Here is a 20,220-nt window from a genome sequence, read left to right as displayed (position 1 = left end):
TTGCATGATACTTTAAAACAAAAAGCAATGGCAAGATATACAGGACCAAAGTCCAAAATCGCGCGTAAGTTCAGAGAGCCAATTTTCGGCCCTGATAAAGTACTAGACAGAAAAAATTATCCCCCAGGACAGCACGGTGCGTCTAAAAGAAGAGGTAAACAATCTGAGTATTCAGTACAGTTAATGGAAAAACAAAAAGTGAAATACACTTATGGTGTATTAGAGCGCCAGTTCCGTAACTTGTTTACAAAAGCGTCTTCCCGTCAGGGTATTACAGGTGATAACTTATTACAGTTATTAGAAGCCCGTTTAGATAACACAGTTTATAGATTAGGTATTGCGACTACACGTTCAGCTGCACGCCAGTTAGTTAGCCATAAACACGTAACAGTGAACGGTGAAGTAGTAAACATTCCTTCTTACCAATTAAAAGCAGGAGATGTTGTTGCAGTACGTGAGAAATCTAAAACTTTAGAGAGCATCACAAATTCAGTAGCAGGCAGGGTAATCAACAAATTCAACTGGTTAGACTGGAACGCATCTGAACTGACAGGAAAGTTTTTAGCTTATCCTAATCGTGACGAGATTCCGGAAAACATCAAAGAAAACTTGATTATCGAGCTTTACTCGAAGTAATAATATATTTAATTAGCTGCCTTTGCGGGCAGCTAAATTTTTTGCGTTACAAAATATTAATAACGATCTAAAAACATTATAAATGGCAATTTTAGCATTTCAGAAACCCGATAAGGTCATCATGCAGAAATCAACTGATTTCGATGGTATATTTGAATTTCGTCCCTTAGAACCCGGTTTCGGTGTAACAATTGGTAATGCCTTAAGAAGAATTCTTCTTTCTTCCCTGGAAGGTTATGCCATTACAAGTATTCGTTTTTCTGGTGTATCACATGAGTTTTCTACAATGAAAGGTGTTGTAGAAGATTTGACTGAAATTATCCTGAACCTGAAACAAGTTCGTTTCAAAAAAGCTGGTGATTCAGGTGAATCTGAAAAAGTTTTTATTGTGGTTAATGGCCAGGATCAATTTCTTGCAGGTGACATAACAAAATTCTCTAATAATTTCGAAGTCCTTAATCCTGACTTCGTGATCTGTAACATGGAGAAATCAGTGACTTTGGAGGTAGAATTAACTATCAACAAAGGACGTGGTTATGTTCCGGCTGAAGAAAATAAAATCAATGATGCTGTTGTTGGTGTAATTGCTATCGATTCGATCTTTACCCCAATGAAAAATGTAAAATACACGATTGAAAACTATCGTGTTGAACAAAAAACAGATTATGAAAAATTAATTTTGGAAATCGCTACAGATGGTTCAATCCATCCTGAAGAAGCTTTGAAAGAAGCGGCCAAAATTTTGATTCAACATTTCATGTTATTCTCTGACGAGAACCTGGTTCTTGAATCTCAGGCTAAAGAAGAAACCAAAGAAGTTGATGAGGAAATCCTGCATATGCGCAAGATCCTTAAAACTGAACTGGTTGACCTTGATCTTTCAGTACGTGCATTAAACTGCTTAAAAGCAGCTGATATCCGCACATTGGCTGATCTTGTTTCTTATGATGTAGCTGATATGTTAAAATTCAGAAACTTCGGTAAAAAATCACTTACTGAAATCCAGGAACTTGTAAAATCTAAACAATTGTCTTTCGGCATGAACTTAGGTAAATACAAACTGGAAGAAGAGTAAGCCTAACAAATAACAAATTGTTAATAGTGCATAATTCCCTCTTTAATTCAGAAGAGACGGTATGCACTCAATAAAATAAAAATGAGACACGGTAAAAAAAACAACCACTTAGGCAGAACTGACTCCCATCGTAAAGCGATGTTGGCTAACATGGCCTCATCACTGATCAAACACAAAAGGATCTCTACTACATTAGCTAAAGCAAAATCTTTACGTATGTATGTTGAGCCCCTGATCACTAAATCTAAATTAGATACTACACATTCACGTCGTATCGTATTTAGTTACTTACAGGATAAAGATTCAGTTACTGAATTGTTCCGTGACGTAGCTGCTAAAGTAGCTAACCGTCCGGGTGGTTATACCAGGATTATCAAATTAAACAACCGTTTAGGTGATAACGCTGAGATGGCATTAATTGAACTGGTTGATTACAACGAAGTTTATGGTGTAGATACTGAAGCTGCTGAGAAGAAAACTACCCGTCGTGGCAGAACTAAAGCTAAGAAATCTGACGCACCTGCAGCGAAGGCTGAAACTGCTGCTGAGGAAGCACCAGTTGCTGAAGAAGCTCCTGCTGCAGAAGAGGCAACTCCTGAAGCACCAGCTGCTGAAGAAGCAAAAGAAGATAAAGGAGAATAATTTTAAATTCTCTAACATAAAGATGCCTTTCTGTAATACGGAAAGGCATTTTTTTATGCATTAATTGTTAAGCTTAATTTGGAGATAATGGCAGATCCGGAAAAATTAGAAAGGTTTAAGGTACTGGTTAGCGATAGTGTTGCCGATGGCAGCTTTGTTAAATTAACGCTTGGGAATTACCAGGGGACTGAGGCAGGGCTAAAGAATATATATGTTCGTAAGGTGCTGATCAAGAGGGAAGGCCGGCTGGCTTTTACCTACAGGTACCAGACAAAAGATATCGTAAAGAATTATGTGTATGAGGAAGGTCTCCGTTTGCTGTCTTCTTACCTGGAGTCGGGCTTCCTCAACTGTACCTGTTTTACGGTTGCAAATGATATCGTATTGCTGAACCGTCCGCTGAAGGGTTACTCCCTGAATCTGAATAAGCCAAGTATGGCAACGCCGCTGCCGCTGAGCCATGATAAAGAAAAAGCAAGGCTGATTGCTGCTGTTGAAAAGCCTTACCTGACGGCGCTGCGTATTACCGATAAAGACGGTGTGGTTTTCAAAAATGCACAGGACAAGTATAAACAGATTAATCAGTATGTGGCCTTACTTGATCCGCTGATCAGGGAGCTTCCTGAAGCACAGATCAGGAAGGTTGCTGATATGGGCTCGGGAAAGGGATACCTTACTTTTGCGCTATATGATTATCTGGTGAATGTGCTGAAACGGGAGGCAACTGTTACCGGCGTAGAATACCGCCAGGACCTGGTAGATCTCTGTAACAGGATAGCCGTCGATTCTGGCTTTGGCGGACTGAGTTTTGTACAGGGAACTATAGAAGATTATCCTGCTGAGGGAACAGACCTGCTGATCGCGCTGCATGCCTGTGATACGGCTACTGATGATGCCATTGCAAAAGGTATCAATGCGGGTGCTGAACTAATTGTGGTTGCCCCCTGCTGCCACAAACAGATCCGCAGGGAGATAGAAAAGGGCAAGGCTGACAACGCGCTTGATTTCATCACCAGATACGGCATCTTTCTGGAACGTCAGGCGGTTATGGTGACGGATGGTATCCGTGCAATGATCCTTGAATATTTTGGTTATAAAACAAAAGTTTTTGAATTTATCTCTGAGGCCAACACCCCGAAGAACGTGCTGATTGTAGGATCCAAATTGAGGGGAGCCGGAGCAAAACAGTCTGCTATAACAGACAAAATAAAAAAAACCAAAGATTACTTTGGCATTGGTTATCACCACCTTGAAAAGCTGCTGGGTCTTTAACAGGTTTGTTGACAAAGCGTAAGTGTAATTCTGACAACCTGTCAGAATTGTAAATCGTTTTTATTACATTTTAACATAATTTTTAAAATACCCGCCTGTTTACCTGCCAAATGCCAATTGGCACATTGCTTGTTAAACAGAATTAGAAAAATAGAATTCATCACATAAACAAGATAAATAGCATGTCAAAAATTATTGGTATAGACTTAGGAACAACAAACTCTTGCGTAGCCGTAATGGAAGGTAACGAACCTGTAGTTATAGCCAACAGTGAGGGTAAACGTACAACGCCATCCATTGTTGCATTTGCAGAAAATGGTGAGCGTAAAGTAGGTGATTCTGCAAAACGCCAGGCAATCACTAACCCAACAAAAACAATTTATTCAATTAAGCGCTTTATGGGCAGCAGCTTTGCTGAGGTTTCTAAAGAAGCTGGCCGTGTTCCTTATAACGTAGTTAAAGGAGATAACAACACGCCAAGAGTTGAAATCGATGACCGTAAATACACTCCACAGGAAATTTCTGCAATGATCTTGCAAAAAATGAAAAAAACTGCGGAAGACTTTTTAGGTCATGAGGTTACTGAAGCAGTTATTACTGTTCCTGCATACTTCAACGATGCTCAGCGTCAGGCGACCAAAGAAGCTGGTGAAATCGCTGGTTTAACCGTTAAACGTATTATCAACGAGCCTACTGCAGCTGCATTAGCTTACGGCCTTGATAAAGCACATAAAGACATGAAAATTGTTGTGTTTGACTGCGGTGGTGGTACACATGATGTTTCTGTACTTGAATTAGGTGATGGCGTATTTGAAGTGAAATCTACTGACGGTGATACTCACTTAGGTGGTGACGACTTTGACCACATCATTATTGACTGGTTGGCAGAAGAATTCAAAAACGAAAATGGTATGGACCTTGCACAGGACCCAATGGCATTGCAACGTTTGAAAGAAGCTGCTGAGAAAGCTAAAATTGAATTATCAAGCACAACTTCAACTGAAGTTAACTTACCATATATTACTGCTGATGCGAGCGGCCCTAAACACTTGGTTAGAACTTTAAGCCGTGCTAAATTTGAGCAACTGGCTGCTGATTTGATCAAACGTACAATTGAGCCTTGTAAATCTGCATTGAAAAATGCTGGTTTAAAAACATCTGATATTGATGAGATCATCTTAGTTGGTGGTTCTACACGTATCCCTGCGATCCAGGATGCTGTTAAAGCATTCTTTGGTAAAGAACCTTCTAAAGGTGTAAATCCTGATGAGGTAGTAGCTATTGGTGCTGCAATCCAGGGTGGTGTATTAACTGGTGAGGTTAAAGACGTATTGTTATTAGATGTTACTCCTCTTTCATTAGGTATTGAGACTATGGGTGGTGTAATGACTAAATTAATCGAATCTAACACAACTATTCCATCTAAAAAAGCTGAGACTTTCTCTACAGCTGCTGATAACCAGCCTTCAGTAGAGATCCACATTTTACAGGGAGAGCGTCCAATGGCTGCTCAGAACCGTACAATTGGCCGTTTCATCCTGGATGGTATTCCACCGGCGCCACGTGGTGTTCCACAGGTAGAGGTTGCATTTGATATTGATGCAAACGGTATCCTGCATGTAAGTGCTAAAGATAAAGCTACTGGTAAAGAGCAAAAAATTCGTATTGAGGCTTCATCTGGCTTAACTGATGAAGAAATCAAAAGAATGAAAGAAGAAGCTGAAGCTAACGCTGATGCAGATAAAATTGCTAAAGAAGAAGCTGATAAAATCAACAGTGCTGATGCATTGATCTTCTCTACTGAGAAACAATTGAAAGAGTTTGGTGAGAAGATCTCTGCTGATAAAAAAGCACCGATTGAAGCAGGACTTGCAAAATTACAGGCTGCTCATGCAGCAAGAAACTTTGCTGATATTGATGCTGCTCAGGAAGAGCTTCAGGCTGCATGGAATGCTGCATCTGAAGAAATGTACAAAGCAGGTCAGGACGGTGCTCCTGAGGGAGCTGCAGGTCAGCCAGCTGGCGAATCTGCTCCACAAGGTGGCGATAACGTTACTGATGTAGATTTTGAAGAAGTAAAGGACGAAACTAAATAAGTTTCTTTTAAACTTTATACTGAAAAAGGGGCCTGCTTAGCATGCCCCTTTTTCATTTAGGGGAATAATAATTTGCCATGCAAACTATTATTCCCCTTTTTTATGATTCATCTGAAACGTCATATCATATGGTAGAACTATCTGTTCCGGACCCACTTGAATTTAGTGCTGACGCAGTGACTCGCTGATAACTATTTACAACTATAAAATTAAAGTGCATGCATCATGTGAGTATCAAATAAAGATATTTTTCAGTTATGCATATCGTAATTATTAAATTCAGGACAGTTCAGGATAGTGTAAATAGTATTTCTATTATCTATACTGTTATCTGATTTAGATAAATTACATCTTATAATACCTTTATATATTCTGATTATGATAATCATATTTTATTGCCCTTAGATTGTCTGAAATATGTCATAAAATAAATATTGGACACATGATTATTAAAGTGATGTCTAATTAATATTAAATTGGGATCAACTATTAATTATTCCTAAACCAATTTTATGAAAAAACTTTTACAGAGTTTGTTCGTAATGCTGCTATGTGCGAATTTTGCATTGGCACAAGATCGAACAATTACAGGTACGGTGCTGTCAGGAGATGATAATCTACCTATCCCAGGCACAACAGTTCGCTTAAAGGGAACAAAAATTGCCACCACAACAGATGCAAGCGGTAAGTATTCGATCAGAGTTTCTGCAGATGTAAAAGATCTTGAGTTCTCTTCGCTGGGCTATGTGTCACAAACTTTACAGGTTGGAAGGTTGCGCGTGATTAATGTTACGTTGAAAGCAGATGCAGAAACGTTAAGTGATGTCGTGGTAGTAGGTTATGGTACACAGAAACGTGGAGAAACCACAGGAAGTACCGCTTCAGTAAATGGCGCAGCTATTGCTGATAAACCCATTCAGAGTTTAGAGTCAGGTTTGGCGGGACGTGCATCAGGTGTACAGGTATCCACTGCAACCGGATTATTAAACAGCCCGCCAGTTTTCAGGATTCGCGGAACGAATTCTATCTCCTTAAGTTCACAGCCTTTGTTTGTGATCGACGGAATTGTGGCAGTTACGGGTGACCAGGGTTTGACTGCATCTGCAGCTAACCCATTATCAAGTATCAATCCGAATGACATTGAAAGCATAGACATTGCCAAAGATGCCGCTTCTACAGCAATTTATGGAAGCCGTGCTTCAAATGGTGTGGTTTTCGTAACTACTAAGAGAGGGAAAACTGGTATTCCTAAGGTAAGCTATAACACCTGGCTAGGCTGGTCGGAAGCCTACCGTTTACCCGAATTGCTGGATGCCTTTGAGTACACAGCTTATAAGAATGAAGCCATCGCAAACGCTGAGTCAATTCGTCCCGGGAGTATGAATGTCACTGCAAATGGCGTTACACAAACACAGAAGTTTGTCCTCACCAACGGACCAGACGGGCAGCCGATCAATACCAACTGGTATGATTATGCTTACCGTACCGGCTTTTCTCAAAACCATAATGTGAATGTTTCCGGAGGTACAGAAAATACGAAGTATTATATGGGAGCTGGCTATTCCAATCAGAAAGGTGTATATCAGAAAAATGATTTTAAAAGGATGAATGCTTTATTCAACATCGATAGTAAAATCAACAGGTTTATTACTATAGGTGGAAAACTATCTTATTCGAATGAAAAGAATTTAGCTGCAATTTCTTCAGGATCATTGAATGGTGAAGCCTACGGGACTTCTGGTATTGCCAGAACGGCATTGGTAAATTCACCAAACGTTTCTCCTTACAATAATGATGGCAGTTATAACCTCGGGGCTACCTTTGTAGGGCCAATGAATAATATCGTAACCGGTAATCAGGTTGGGTTTTACAACTTTGTACAGGTGCTTTCCCAAAACAGGGAAAACAATGAAATTGACCACCTCCAATCAAATGCTTATTTACAGGTTACTCCGCTGAAATGGCTGAACCTGAAATCAATTTATGGAATTGACTATATCAACAGTGATAACGATGAGTTTTATAATCCTACACATGGTCCGGGACAAGGTGTATTAGGTGAAGCGATTGCCGCTTTCAGAAAAAGAAAAAGCTGGACCTGGACAAATACGGCCGATGCAAAGTATGCTTTTGATGAGAATAACTTTAGCTTATTGCTGGGACAGGAACAGCAGAGAATTACTGTAACCGGTTATGGTATCGATCGCCAGGGCTTAACCGATCCGGCCTATGATGTTGTACAGGCAGGTTTCACCCTAAACAATGCGACAGGCAATATTTACGGAGAAAATTACCTCTTATCTTATTTTAGCCGTTTAAATTATAATTATGCTGGTAAATATTTCCTGAGCGGTAATGTCAGACAGGATGAATACTCTGCGCTGGGTAAGAAAAAAGGAACATTCTGGGGTGCATCTGCAGGATGGGAAATCACGAAAGAGGATTTCTGGAATAATGCGGGACTGAATACTGTTTTCAGCAACTTTAAGTTAAAAGGCAGTTATGGAAAAGTAGGTAACATCTCCGGAATTGCGGATTATGCTACTTTCTCAACTTTTAACTCTGCTTTATACGGGGGTGTATCCTCCTCTTTGTTTAATGCTTCCGGTAACAAAAACCTCACTTGGGAAACCAGCAAGAAAACAGACCTGGGCTTAAGTTTTGGCGTGTTGAAGAACAGATTAAATTTTGACATTGACTACTATAAAAATAATATTGATGGTCTGATCCTGAATGTTCCACAGGCACCCTCAACAGGTGTGCCCTCAACTGTGGCTACAAACGTTGGTAAAATGTATAACAAAGGGGTAGAATTCTCCATAGATGCCACTCCTGTTCAGTCGGGACAGTTTACCTGGACAAGTAATTTTAATATTGCCTATAATAAAAACGAGGTGACTGCGCTGGCTGATGGATTAACCGAGATCATTACAGCGACAGGAACAACCACGACTGGAGAAAATGTAAACAGGACCGCACCTGGCTATTCCGTGGGTTACCTGTACGTGGTAAGAACAGCGGGTGTTGATCCGGCAACAGGAAGAAGAATATTTTTAAATGGAGCTGGAAGAGCTGTAACGTATCAGCACATTGTGGCAACGGGACAATCCAACTGGACTTATCTCGATAATGGTGCGACCGCTCCTGCAATTACGCAGAGTGCAGATGCTAAAATGTACAAAAATACAACTCCGAAATTCTATGGTGGATTTGATAATACTTTCCGGTACAAAGGATTTGATCTGAATGTTATGTTAACCTATCAGTTGGGTTTCTATGTATCCTATGGCACAAACGCCGGTTTACATGACCAGCGTTACTGGAATAATGCTGTCGACGTTTTAAAGCGCTGGCAACAGCCAGGTGATGTTACCGATTTCCCAAGGGCTATTTATACGGATAACGTTTCTTATGGTAATACTATTCCATTGGATATCAACGTTTTAAAAGGCGACTTTCTCAAATTAAGGAATGTAGGTTTGGGTTATACAATCCCTCAGTCTGTGCTTGGCAAGGTGAATATCAGTAACCTGAGAATATATGCTGCGGCACAAAACCTGGCCATGATTACCAAATATCCGGGCCCTGACCCGGAGGTATCTTCTAATGGCACAAGTTCTTCAGGTCAGGGCTCAGACAGGAATACTGGCCCGAATGCAAGAACATATACCGTAGGTATTAGTGTAGGATTTTAAGATGAACAGAAAAACAGAAATCATGAATAAAAGAAATATATATATCACTGCTTTATGTGTTGCGCTTACATTTTCAAGTTCGTGCAAACGGGAATATCTCGATCCCGCACTAAAAACTTCAGTCGCTGAAGAAAATGCATTCGACACGCCTTTCCGGATTGAAAGTCAGGCTAATTCCCTGTATGCATCATTAAAAAACGGTTCATTTTATGGTGGCCGTTATGTGGTCTATGGAAGTATCCGGGGAGAGGATTTTATCAATGAAACAGGAAATCTCGTTACTGCTTCTGATGTATGGAGCATGAACCTGGCCAATAGTTCCACTGCTGTAAAAGGCTTATGGCTACAGGGCTATCTGACAATTAACAGGTGTAATGTTTTTTTAGACGGAATGGCTGCTAAAGGGATTAGTATAGTTGGGGATGTTGCAGGGCAGAAGTATATTGCAGAGGCACGACTGATCAGGGCTTTGTCTTATTACAGCCTTCTCCAGTTATATGCACGTCCCTATGCTGATGGAAACGGAAGCAAGCCAGGCTTGCCACTCAGGCTGACAGGTATTACAGGCCCTGGATCTTCAGACCTGCCAAGAAGTACCGTTGACCAGGTTTACACACAAATCCTGGCAGATTTGAATTTCGCTGAAACCAATCTTCCGGCGACAAATGGTACTGCCATATTAAATACAACAAGGGCACATAAAAATACCGCCATTGCCCTGAAAACAAGGGTGTATCTAAGTATGGGGAAATATGCTGAGGTGATTACAGAGGCAAACAAAATAGTTCCCGCAGTTGCACCATTCAAAGCAAGTGCCAACGTTGCTAATGATCTTGTAGCAGATATTGCATCCGTGTTCAAAACTCCATACACAACTGCTGAATCTGTTTTTTCTTTACCGATGACCTCCTCTGCAAGTCCGCTGGATTATCCGGGAACACAAAATTCTCTGGCTACTTATTTCTATTTTACGGGCAGTGTTCCTGGTACTACAGAATTTTCGCTCAACCCAACAGGGATTATTGCCAATCCGGGCTGGACTGCTACCGACAAGAGAAGAGCATTGATCTTTACGTCGGCTGCAAAAAAACAGTTCGTGGCCAAGTTCACAACGGCAAGTCCTTATACAGACTATGTGCCGGTCATCAGATGGGCTGAAGTATTACTGAATCTTGCTGAAGCACGTGTCCGCAGCACCAATACAATTGATCCACAGGCTTTATTGTTAATCAATGCAGTACGTCAGCGTTCTGATGCAGCAACAGTTATTGCACCCGCCAGTGTAGCTGCGTTCACGGATGCTTTACTGACAGAGAGAAGAATAGAATTCCTGGGTGAAGGTTTACGTGGTCCGGATCTGACCCGTTTATTGCTAACCATACCAGCCAAAGGATCTGCTCCGCAAAAAGCACCGACAGAAACAGGTTATATCTGGCCGATCTCCTCAGATGAACTGTCTTTGAATAAACTGATGACGGATAATTAAGGTTCAGGCATCTGAATGCCTGAACAGAGTGTTGTTTACAAACAAAAACGGCCGTATCACATGTGATACAGCCGTTTTTGTTTGTAATCGTTTGCTAAATACAATCGTATCCGATCGTAATTATTTTTATCTCCGGGAGATTACCATCCCGGATTCTGTGTAAGCTTTTTATTGTTATTGATTTCTCTGCTTGGGATTGCAAACAATAAATACTTATCAGTTAGCACTGGTCCTGTAGGAAAGGCATGTCCTGTGAAATTATCAAACTGTCCGCTGACAGGGTTGTACACTTTTCTGGTACGCACCATGTCAAACCATACTTTATTCTCATAAGCCAGTTCATGATATTTTTCTCTCCAGATGGCTTCGCGGAAAGTGCCCTGTGCCAAACCGCTAAGGTTAGGCAATTGCGCCCGGGTCCTGATCAGGTTGACTGCATTGTAAGCAGCCTGTGTAGGTCCGCCCAGTTCATTTGAAGCTTCAGCGTAGATCAGCAGTACTTCGGGATAACGGATAAACGTCCAGTTCAGATCACTCTGGGCAGTAGAAGCTGCTTCGGTATCAAAGAACTTGAAGATATACTGACTGCCGAAACTAACGGTTTGTCCGGTAAGCACACTCACATAACTTGAAAAGTAGAACTGCTGCTCCTTGGCGCGAAGATCGCCCGCTTCATAAGAATTATAGAACTCAGGAGCTGGAGTTACTGCACCTACTTCATCAGAAAATTTAGTGATCTTTCTTGATCTTGGCAGAAAGGCCTGGTCTACACCGCTGGTGTTGATCCCTACCTGGTACTGATTTTGAAAGATAAATTCTCCCAGGTTTTTGTTTGCCTTGTTACGCAGGTCTGCATAAGTGGTGAACAGGCGGTATGCACCTGAAGTGATCACCTCATTGGCTTTATCGGCAGCTTTCTGATAGTTCTCCGTTTTCTGCAGGGGATAACCTGCCATGGTAAGGTAAACACTGGCCAGAAGTGATTTTACAGCACCGATGTTTAATTTCCCGCTTACATCAGCAGTAGGTAAGCCTGACGCTTCGGCCGTTGTGAGGTCGCTCACAATGGCATCATAAACACTTGCCTGTGGTGCTCTTTCGGGATACAATTCAGGAGAACTTGCGTTAACTGATTTCAACAGCAGCGGTACATCCCCGTATATCCTTACCAGGTGGAAATAATAGAAAGCCCTGAAAAATGCAGCTTCCCCGAGCATTCTTTTTTTAAGCGTGGCATCCATATTAATTGCAGGGATACGCTCGATGGCCAGGTTGGCATTGGCTATTGCATTGTAAGAATTTGCCCACCATACGTAAAAGTAGTTGTTATCTGCATTGGCAGATAACGTGCGCAGCGTATTGTTATACTGGCTTTGTCCTACTTCGGTATTGGCAAGTCCTGTTGGGAATTCCAGCATCATATACGGGCTTTCGCCATAGGTGCCTGTGCCGTCGGTAATTGTGCGGAGGCTGGCATACAGGTTGTTGATGGCGGCCTGTGCCTGGTCTGAGGTCTGGAAGTAATTTTCCTGTGTATAATTGGAACGGTTATCCTCATCGAGGTATTTTTTACATCCCGTAAATGTTCCTGTAAGAACCAGGAGGATGAATAGGAATGGTATAGAATGTTTAGATGTATTTGTCATGTCTGTAAGATTTTAAGGAATAAATTATAAGGTTACATTAACGCCTAATAAAAACACCCTTGGTTTTGGATAATCGAAAAAGGTAATACCCTGTGAAAAGTTGTTCGCATAAGTTGTTACCTCAGGATCATAGCCGGTGTATTTGGTGATCAGAAAGAAATTCTGCACGGAAGCGTATAACCTCAGGTTATTTACCTTTAGTTTTTTGGTCACTGCATTAGAGAAATTGTATCCCAGTAATAAGTTTCTTCCACGGATGTAGGAACCGTCTTCAACCATGTGGCTGTCTACGGTAGTTGTATATCCCGCTAATGACGGCCTGTTCTCAGCAATCATTGTGTTTTGGTTTTCAGGTGTCCAGCCGTTTAGTACGGTGGCGTAACTGTTGGCCTGTCCTGTACGGTCTTCACCGGAGTGGCGCGACAGGTTCAGTACGTCATTGCCATAGGCATATTGAATGTCGACTGTAAGATCAAGGTTCTTATACTTAAATGTATTGGAGAAGGTGCCATAACCTGTTGGCGTTCCCTTGCCCAGCACTACGCGGTCGGCATCGTTGATTTGTCCGTCACCATTCACATCCTTGTGTTTGATATCACCTGGTTTGGCATTGAAGGTTGCTGCCTGTGCGGCTTCTGCAGTGCCCCATGTACCTTCACGGATCAGCCCGTAGAAAGATCCTACCGGCTCGCCAACACGGATGATATTGGTATTCGAGAGGAAGTATGGGTCTGGGAAGATATCATCGTTGGCATCACCCAGTGCCAGTACATTGCTTTTGTTGATCGCAATATTGAAGGTTGTGCTCCAGTTAAAATCGCGGGTTTTAATATTGGCGGAAGTGATAGAGAACTCAATTCCTTTGTTTGATAAACTACCTATGTTTTTATAGATGCTGGTATATCCGCTTGACGTAGGTACAGGCGCATTCAGCAGCATGTTTGTTGTTTTCTTATAATAGACATCACTCTCGATAGAGATGCGGTTCTGGAACAGTCCCAGTTCAAATCCAAGGTCAAACTGACCTGTTTTTTCCCATTTAAGGTCTGGGTTGGCCAGGCTGTTGATGCCTACACCGGAAGCCCGTGTTCCGCCAAAGATAGCGGTACTGTTTTTAAGGCTGGAAAGCGAGCGGTATTGCCCGATTTCTGAGTTACCCGTTAAGCCGTAACTGGTACGTAATTTCAGGTTGGAGATCACCCTGCTGTCTTTCAGGAAATCCTCTTCTGATACACGCCATGCAAAAGCACCTGAAGGGAAATTACCATATTTGAAACCACTTCCAAATCGTGATGATCCATCATAACGATCGGTTACAGTAAACATATATCTGTCTTTGATTGTATAGTTTACACGGCCGAAATATGAGTTAAAAGTATATTTTTCGTAGCCTGATGACGGGGCCAGCGGTACGGCTCCAACGCCAAGATTGTTGTACTGGTAAAAATCGTCAGTAAAGCCCTGCGCACCGGATTTATTGGTATTCCGGTCACTGTGCTGCCAGCTGATACCTACTACCGCGTCCAGGCGATGGTTGTCATTGATCTTTTTGTTGTAGGTGAAATAGTTTTCCGACTGCCAGTAATTGGTACGTGTATCGGTGATATCTGCTTCACCCTGTACATCTGCCGTTTGTTGTCTGAGGAACCTTCCTGAATAAAAATTCTCGGTCTGATCCACTACGTTGATACCGAGTGTACTTTTAAACTGCAGATCTTTCAGTAGTTTGATATCGGCGTAAACGTTACCGATTGTGCTCTGGGTTTTGTAAACGTCCTGACGGTTAAGTTCAAGATTAACCGGGTTTTCTCCGCCTTCCATATCAGGGTACGCCGCATTGGTACCAAAACTGCCATCGGGATATCTTAATGGCACAATAGGCAGGGTTTCTACGAGCATCCTGGTTACATTGAGTCCGCCCTGTCCGTTGTCTACACGGTTTTCTTCAACATTGTTGAAGGTGAGTGATCCACCAACTTTCATCCATGGTTTTATCTGGCTGTCGAACACAAAGCGGCCGGAGTATCTTTTGAGGTAGGACTGTCTTAATATACCTTCTTCGTTGGCGTAGTTCATAAAAACGCCATAGGTGGTTTCCGTATTTCCTCCGGTAAATGATAAGTTCTGGTTCTGACTAAAGGCGTGTTGTGTAGCTTCTTTCTGCCAGTCGGTATCATAGATCGGTTTCCCGTTGGCATCATATAAACCTGGCAGGTTTTTCCTGGTAACTGCGGGATCTTTATATTTTCCGCTGGCGAACCCTACAGGATCGTACTTTGCAGCATTGCGGTATGAAGCATCCTCTACGGCATCAAACTCCGCAGAGTTCAGTACATCGAGTTTACGGGCCATTGTACTGATGCTGACATAGCTGTTGTAATTGATCTGTCCGCCAGACTGTCCGCGTTTGGTAGTGATCAGGATTACCCCATTGGCACCACGCGCACCATAGATGGCCGTTGCAGAAGCATCTTTCAGTACGTTCATGGATTCGATATCATTCGGGTTCAGGTAACTGATCGGACTCACATCGGTAACCCCGTTACTTAAGACCACCCCATCCACAACATATAAAGGATTGTTACTGGAATTAATGGAGTTGGCACCACGGATCACAATATTGGTATTTCCGCCTGGCCTGCCCGAGTTTGTGGAAACATTCACACCAGACACCTTACCAGACAGCTGCTGCTCTACGTTGGTAGCGGGGCGCTGTGCGAGGGCTTCGGCTTTTACAGCTACTACCGATCCGGTCAGATCTGATTTGCGCGTAGAGCCATAACCTACAACAACAACCGAGCTGAGCGTTTTGGATTCTGATTTTAAACCAATGGTCAGTGTACTTTTACCTGCCAGGGGAACTTCCTGTGGGGTAAAACCGATACTGCTGAACACCAGTGTAATGTTCAGGTCTGGCACAGCCAGCGCAAATTTACCTGAGCCGTCTGTAGTTGTTCCGCCCTGGGCATTTTTGATCTTGATGCTTACGCCCGGCAGAGGTTTTCCTTCCTCATCATTTACCTGTCCTTTTACCTGCTGCTGCTGAACAGCTTTCAGCGGTTTTGCCTCATCTTTTCTAATCACTATCGTATTATTGAAGATTTTGTAGGAAAGAGGCTGGTTTTTGAAACACTGATCCAGGGCTTGTTCTACTGTTCCGTCATTGATATCGACTGAAACACTGCCGATTTTTGCGATATCCAGTTTATCATAAAGCAGGTGATAGCTGGTTTGCTTTTCGATCAGCCTGAATATAGTTTCGACCGATGTATTTTTCTCGTGTAGCGTCATCTGCTGCAGGCGGGACTTGGCCTGCACCTGCATGAGCACGGTAGCTATCAATAGGAGATTCAGGCCTGCGACTCTCCGTATTTTTGAGCCTCTGAAGCATTTCATCTGAATGCTGTGGTAGCGATCATTCATAATTAATAATTTAAGTAAATGGTTTTAGTGATTTATATTGGTAGTTATTAGTCGTTTTTAATGTTTGTTTATGGCTGTACTAAAATCTGCTTGTCCCGGACGCTGAACTTTACTCCGGTGTAACTGAGCATCGCAAGAATTTCATTGATCGGCTCCTGCCGGGAAATGGTTCCTGTGAATTGCCGGAGCGGGAGCGGTTTTTTGGTAATGACGATATCAGCATCATACCAGCGTGAGATTTGATGCATCACTTCTTCAATGGTGGCGTTATTGAACTGAAATAATCCCTTCTTCCAGGCGATACTTTGCTGTACATCGGCCTCCATGACCCTGGTGCTGCCCTGAGTGCTGATTGCTTCGAAACCCGGTAACAGAGATGTGGTCTTTCCGCCGGAGGATATATCTACCCTTCCTTGCAGCAGGGAGGTTTTTACCAGGGTTTCGTCACTGTATGCTTTGATATTGAAATGTGTGCCCAGTACCCTGACCTCCTGGCCGGAAGTATGTACAATAAATGGCGCGGCGGGATTTTTGTGCACTTCGAAATAGGCTTCGCCCTTCAGTTCTACCCTGCGTTCATTACCGGTAAACTGTGCGGGATATTTGAGTACAGAGGCTGCATTCAGCCAAACTTTTGTACCATCGGCTAATACCAGCTGGTACTGGCCGCCACGCGGGGTGCTGATCATATTCATTTCCACAGGAACAATGGCTGACTTGCCTTCAGCAGTAGTGTGTGGTTGATAGACGAGTATTCCATCTCCGCTTTTGGTTACCTGCGCACCGGATTGTGTGGTCAGGATGCCTTTTTTTGCATCGGTTAATATAATTCTGGACCCGTTGGCCAATGTAAGCAGCGCTTTATTGCCGCCAGGTTGAATTTGTGCCGGGGCAGGCTTTATTTTTGTCTGTTTAACCAGGCTGACTGATTTGGGCAGCGGATTACTTACCCATACTGCTGTAGAGCCAAGAATTATGACTGCGGCGGCTTTAAGCCAGATATGGTTATTGTTTTTTTTTAAGGGGACATCAGGATTTCGGCTTTGCCGGAGTTTCTCCCAGATACGGTGATATACTTGGGCCTGGCTGCCGTCACCCTCATCCCACTGACCGTCTGATAACTTCAGTTCATCGGTATAGGATTTCAAAAGGTCTCTTTCAGCCTCAGAACATAATCCTGACAGGCATTTTTCGTAAAGATCGAGAAATTCTTCCCTGGTTATCATGAAGGTTTATATTATGGTTATATAACTTAAGTGTAAATCGTGGCGCCGCACACACATACATTATGAAAATATTTTATTTTCTTCAGCATGCTTAAAATGAGCATAGTACCGTTAATTAGGGTATATGAGTTTCCTTAGAGATAAAATTCTGCATGGCCATGAAACTATTGGTGATTTTAAACGTTTATAAGGATACTATTAACCAAATATGTTTCAAACTCAGATCAGTGATGTGCAGTTATGGGCCTCTATCCGTCAGGATGATGAATCAGCCTTTAACGAGCTTTTTAAGAGATATTGGATACGATTATATAAAACGGCCTATCAATATCTTAAGGACAAGGAGAGCAGTGAAGAAGTTGTGCATGATGTGTTCCTGAATATCTGGGACAGGCGCAGTGAACTTGAAATCCTTACTTTTTCAAGTTATATGCTTACTGCCATCCGTTACCAGATTTATAACAGGATGCGCGCCGCAAAATCACCGTTAATCTATGGTGATGAAAGTATAGAAATTCAGAACGTTTCAGATTACAATACCGGTGAAAATAAGATAGAAGAGCAGGAGCTGCGCAGGGAGGTTTATAATTATCTGCAGAGCTTACCAAAAAGATGTCAGGAAATATTTTGCATGAGCAGAATTGAACAGCTGACCAATCAGGAGATTGCAGGTAGGCTGGGAATTTCGAAAAGAACAGTAGAGAATCAGATTACTGTTGCGCTTAAACATTTGAGAGGTTGCTTAAAGCATTTAGCTTCGATAGCAATCCTGTTTTTTTAAAAGCTGAACATTCTGACTGTTTCCAAATCTGAAGACAATCAGAATGTTCAGGCGGTGATTATTAGATTTAACTCCAGAGATTTGCCGGATAAATACCTTCTGTGATCAGTTCATCTATACTGGCCTGTACTACCGGTTTGTCTTCTTTATAGGTTACCCCAAACCATTTACTGTCGGTAGGCACTACTTTGAAATCCGCTTTTTCTGAGTTTAGCAGCGTTTCTACAATAATTGGGATAAAGAATTCTGATTTAGGGTCATCCTGATGTGACAAGGCGAATTCTTTAAAAAGTTCTTCGGCCAGTTTAAATACTTCGGGTGTAAAGCCCCAGAAGTTCATAGAAACCCGTGTGTCTAAAGCTAAAGGATATTGTTTGCCTTCTTCTTCGTATACCACCGCTTCGCCGTCGCGCAGCACTTTTGTTCTTTCAATGATTTCTTCAAGGTAACCATCATGGCTCACTTTGCAGACCCCGCGGGATACCGAGCCGAAATCTGACAGCGTTTTGGCGATCTCATATCCGATCATGGAGTAGTTACTGCCGGTAACTTCTTCTGTAAGGAAGTTTACCATTTTCTCAAAAGAATCCAGTCCGTAAAAATCATCTGCATTGATTACACAAAAAGGTTCTTTAATGGCATGTCTTGCTGCGAGGATCGCATGTCCTGTTCCCCATGGCTTTGCCCTTTCTATCTCTATACTGATACCGTATTGTTTGAGATCAAAATTCTGGAACACATAATCTGTCTCAATTTTGCCCTTTAATTTGGGTTCAAAAATAGCTTTGAAGTTATCTACGAACTCCTCCTTAATAATAAAGACTACTTTTCCGAAGCCAGCTTTGATGGCATCATAAATGGAATAGTCAATTATCGTTTCCTGGTTAGGTCCGAAGCCATCTATTTGTTTCATACTGCCATAGCGACTTGCCATACCAGCTGCGAGAATTAATAAAGTAGGTTTCATTTTTTATTTGGTTAATCTAAGGCTGTGCCGTGTTAATAAAAACAACATAAAAAAGCGTGCCTGAAATGACAAGCACGCTTTTTTCTTCTGCGAAGATAAGATGTTATTTGTTGTATTTAAAATCGTGGTCTTTTTTTATGTTCAGCAATGAGTGGTAAATCAGGCTGATTACATTGTCTACATCCTCCTTGTGAATCATTTCTACCGTAGTATGCATATAGCGCAGGGGCAGGGAGATCAGTGCGGATGGTACACCGCCATTAGAATACGCGAAAGCATCGGTATCCGTTCCGGTAGACCGCGATGAAGCCTGGCGCTGGAAAGGGATGTTGTTTTTCTGTGCAGTTTCGATCAGCAGTTTATTCAGGTTGGTTTGTACAGCAGGTGCATAAGACACTACAGGGCCGCGGCCGCATGCCAGATCTCCCTGGGTAATCTTGTTGATCATCGGGGTAGAAGTGTCGTGTGTAACGTCTGTAATAATTGCCACATCAGGTTTAATCCTGTGGGCGATCATTTCTGCACCTCTTAAACCAATTTCTTCCTGTACCGAGTTTACGATGTACAATCCAAATGGTAATTTTTGCTTGTTTTCTTTTAATAAACGTGCAACTTCGGCAATCATGAAGCCTCCGGCACGGTTATCCAGTGCGCGGCCAACATAATAGCGGTCGTTTAAAACCATAAATTCATCTTCATAGGTAATTACGCAACCTACGTGTACGCCCAGTGCTTCTACTTCGTCTTTGCTCGTACAGCCGCAATCCAGGAAGATGTTCTTTAATGCAGGTGCCTCTTCTTTCTCTCCGGCACCGCGGGTGTGGATAGCCGGCCATCCGAAAACAGCTTTTACCAATCCATTATCGGTATGGATGTTTACTCTTTTGGAAGGTGCGATCTGGTGATCTGAACCGCCGTTACGGATCACATAGATCAAACCATCGCTGGTGATATAGTTAACAAACCAGGAGATCTCATCGGCATGCGCCTCTATCACTACTTTGTATTCTGCTTTGGGATTGATAACGCCAACTGCAGTTCCGTAGTTGTCGATAAAGCTTTCATCGATATATGGTTTCAGGTAATCCAGCCAAAGTTTCTGGCCCGGGTATTCAAATCCTGTTGGGGAAGGGTTATTGATATATTCTTCAAAAAATTGCAGTGATTCTTTATTTACGACAGATACGTGTTTCTGCTGATCGTCTTTCTTTTTAGCCATCTTTATATATTTATGATAAACAAATATATAAAGATGACACCAAGCATCACAACATG

13 protein-coding genes are annotated in these 20,220 nt (G+C 42.3%); 8 read left to right on the top strand and 5 right to left on the bottom strand.

Going from position 1 to position 20,220, the window contains the following annotated elements; translation table 11 throughout:
- Positions 1 to 27: 27 nt before the first annotated feature.
- The 7 genes from rpsD to FN831_RS11395 all read left to right on the top strand — a co-directional run bounded on the left by rpsD (position 28) and on the right by FN831_RS11395 (position 10,902).
- Positions 28 to 636: a 30S ribosomal protein S4 gene (rpsD, locus tag FN831_RS11425; protein WP_090555651.1), complete on the top strand. Its 609-nt coding sequence runs from the start codon at positions 28 to 30 to the stop codon at positions 634 to 636.
- Positions 637 to 718: 82 nt separating this feature from the next.
- Positions 719 to 1,711 carry a DNA-directed RNA polymerase subunit alpha gene (locus FN831_RS11420; RefSeq protein ID WP_142528358.1) on the top strand — a complete coding sequence of 331 codons (993 nt, stop codon included), beginning with the start codon at positions 719 to 721 and terminating at the stop codon, positions 1,709 to 1,711.
- Between the two features lie 81 nt (positions 1,712 to 1,792).
- The gene (gene rplQ, locus FN831_RS11415; RefSeq protein ID WP_142528357.1) at positions 1,793 to 2,353 is read left to right on the top strand and encodes a 50S ribosomal protein L17; all 561 of its coding nucleotides are present in this window, start codon (positions 1,793 to 1,795) and stop codon (positions 2,351 to 2,353) included.
- An 87-nt stretch (positions 2,354 to 2,440) separates the two neighbouring features.
- The gene (locus FN831_RS11410; RefSeq protein WP_142528356.1) at positions 2,441 to 3,625 is read left to right on the top strand and encodes a class I SAM-dependent methyltransferase; all 1,185 of its coding nucleotides are present in this window, start codon (positions 2,441 to 2,443) and stop codon (positions 3,623 to 3,625) included.
- 182 nt (positions 3,626 to 3,807) lie between these two features.
- Complete coding sequence (dnaK, locus tag FN831_RS11405) at positions 3,808 to 5,721, top strand: molecular chaperone DnaK (RefSeq protein ID WP_142528355.1); 1,914 nt, start codon at positions 3,808 to 3,810, stop codon at positions 5,719 to 5,721.
- Positions 5,722 to 6,233: 512 nt separating this feature from the next.
- Positions 6,234 to 9,416, top strand: coding sequence for a SusC/RagA family TonB-linked outer membrane protein (locus FN831_RS11400; protein WP_142528354.1), 3,183 nt, complete (start codon positions 6,234 to 6,236; stop codon positions 9,414 to 9,416).
- Positions 9,417 to 9,438: 22 nt separating this feature from the next.
- Positions 9,439 to 10,902: a RagB/SusD family nutrient uptake outer membrane protein gene (locus FN831_RS11395; protein ID WP_142528353.1), complete on the top strand. Its 1,464-nt coding sequence runs from the start codon at positions 9,439 to 9,441 to the stop codon at positions 10,900 to 10,902.
- Between the two features lie 140 nt (positions 10,903 to 11,042).
- On the opposite strand, the gene FN831_RS11390 is transcribed toward FN831_RS11395, so the two are convergent.
- From FN831_RS11390 to FN831_RS11380, 3 genes are all read right to left on the bottom strand, one after another.
- A complete protein-coding gene (locus tag FN831_RS11390) occupies positions 11,043 to 12,548 on the bottom strand; it encodes a RagB/SusD family nutrient uptake outer membrane protein (protein ID WP_142528352.1) in 1,506 nt (501 codons plus the stop codon).
- Between the two features lie 24 nt (positions 12,549 to 12,572).
- A complete protein-coding gene (locus FN831_RS11385; protein ID WP_142528351.1) occupies positions 12,573 to 15,971 on the bottom strand; it encodes a TonB-dependent receptor in 3,399 nt (1,132 codons plus the stop codon).
- 68 nt (positions 15,972 to 16,039) lie between these two features.
- On the bottom strand, positions 16,040 to 17,197 hold the full coding sequence (locus FN831_RS11380; RefSeq protein WP_142528350.1) for a FecR family protein: 1,158 nt from the start codon (positions 17,195 to 17,197) through the stop codon (positions 16,040 to 16,042).
- A gap of 208 nt (positions 17,198 to 17,405) precedes the next feature.
- Here FN831_RS11380 and FN831_RS11375 point away from each other — a divergent pair, with 208 nt between their 5' ends.
- Complete coding sequence (locus FN831_RS11375) at positions 17,406 to 17,978, top strand: RNA polymerase sigma-70 factor (protein ID WP_142528349.1); 573 nt, start codon at positions 17,406 to 17,408, stop codon at positions 17,976 to 17,978.
- 67 nt (positions 17,979 to 18,045) lie between these two features.
- Here FN831_RS11375 and FN831_RS11370 read toward each other — a convergent pair whose 3' ends face one another.
- Both FN831_RS11370 and FN831_RS11365 read right to left on the bottom strand, forming a co-directional pair.
- The gene (locus FN831_RS11370; protein WP_142528348.1) at positions 18,046 to 18,945 is read right to left on the bottom strand and encodes a nucleotidyltransferase family protein; all 900 of its coding nucleotides are present in this window, start codon (positions 18,943 to 18,945) and stop codon (positions 18,046 to 18,048) included.
- Positions 18,946 to 19,048: 103 nt separating this feature from the next.
- Positions 19,049 to 20,164, bottom strand: coding sequence for a M42 family metallopeptidase (locus tag FN831_RS11365; protein ID WP_142528347.1), 1,116 nt, complete (start codon positions 20,162 to 20,164; stop codon positions 19,049 to 19,051).
- Positions 20,165 to 20,220: the final 56 nt, after the last annotated feature.

The sequence above is a fragment of the Pedobacter westerhofensis genome (assembly GCF_900182595.1).
Lineage (GTDB): Bacteria > Bacteroidota > Bacteroidia > Sphingobacteriales > Sphingobacteriaceae > Pedobacter > Pedobacter westerhofensis.
This window is presented reverse-complemented; position numbering and strand designations above follow the sequence as displayed.

Excerpts from the sequence above, each read along its gene's own strand:
- rpsD (WP_090555651.1), top strand. The coding sequence starts at position 28 with ATGGCAAGATATACAGGACCAAAGTCCAAAATCGCGCGTAAGTTCAGA.
- FN831_RS11420 (WP_142528358.1), top strand. The coding sequence starts at position 719 with ATGGCAATTTTAGCATTTCAGAAACCCGATAAGGTCATCATGCAGAAA.
- rplQ (WP_142528357.1), top strand. The coding sequence starts at position 1,793 with ATGAGACACGGTAAAAAAAACAACCACTTAGGCAGAACTGACTCCCAT.
- FN831_RS11410 (WP_142528356.1), top strand. The coding sequence starts at position 2,441 with ATGGCAGATCCGGAAAAATTAGAAAGGTTTAAGGTACTGGTTAGCGAT.
- dnaK (WP_142528355.1), top strand. The coding sequence starts at position 3,808 with ATGTCAAAAATTATTGGTATAGACTTAGGAACAACAAACTCTTGCGTA.
- FN831_RS11400 (WP_142528354.1), top strand. The coding sequence starts at position 6,234 with ATGAAAAAACTTTTACAGAGTTTGTTCGTAATGCTGCTATGTGCGAAT.
- FN831_RS11395 (WP_142528353.1), top strand. The coding sequence starts at position 9,439 with ATGAATAAAAGAAATATATATATCACTGCTTTATGTGTTGCGCTTACA.
- FN831_RS11390 (WP_142528352.1), bottom strand. The coding sequence starts at position 12,548 with ATGACAAATACATCTAAACATTCTATACCATTCCTATTCATCCTCCTG.
- FN831_RS11385 (WP_142528351.1), bottom strand. The coding sequence starts at position 15,971 with ATGAATGATCGCTACCACAGCATTCAGATGAAATGCTTCAGAGGCTCA.
- FN831_RS11380 (WP_142528350.1), bottom strand. The coding sequence starts at position 17,197 with ATGATAACCAGGGAAGAATTTCTCGATCTTTACGAAAAATGCCTGTCA.
- FN831_RS11375 (WP_142528349.1), top strand. The coding sequence starts at position 17,406 with ATGTTTCAAACTCAGATCAGTGATGTGCAGTTATGGGCCTCTATCCGT.
- FN831_RS11370 (WP_142528348.1), bottom strand. The coding sequence starts at position 18,945 with ATGAAACCTACTTTATTAATTCTCGCAGCTGGTATGGCAAGTCGCTAT.
- FN831_RS11365 (WP_142528347.1), bottom strand. The coding sequence starts at position 20,164 with ATGGCTAAAAAGAAAGACGATCAGCAGAAACACGTATCTGTCGTAAAT.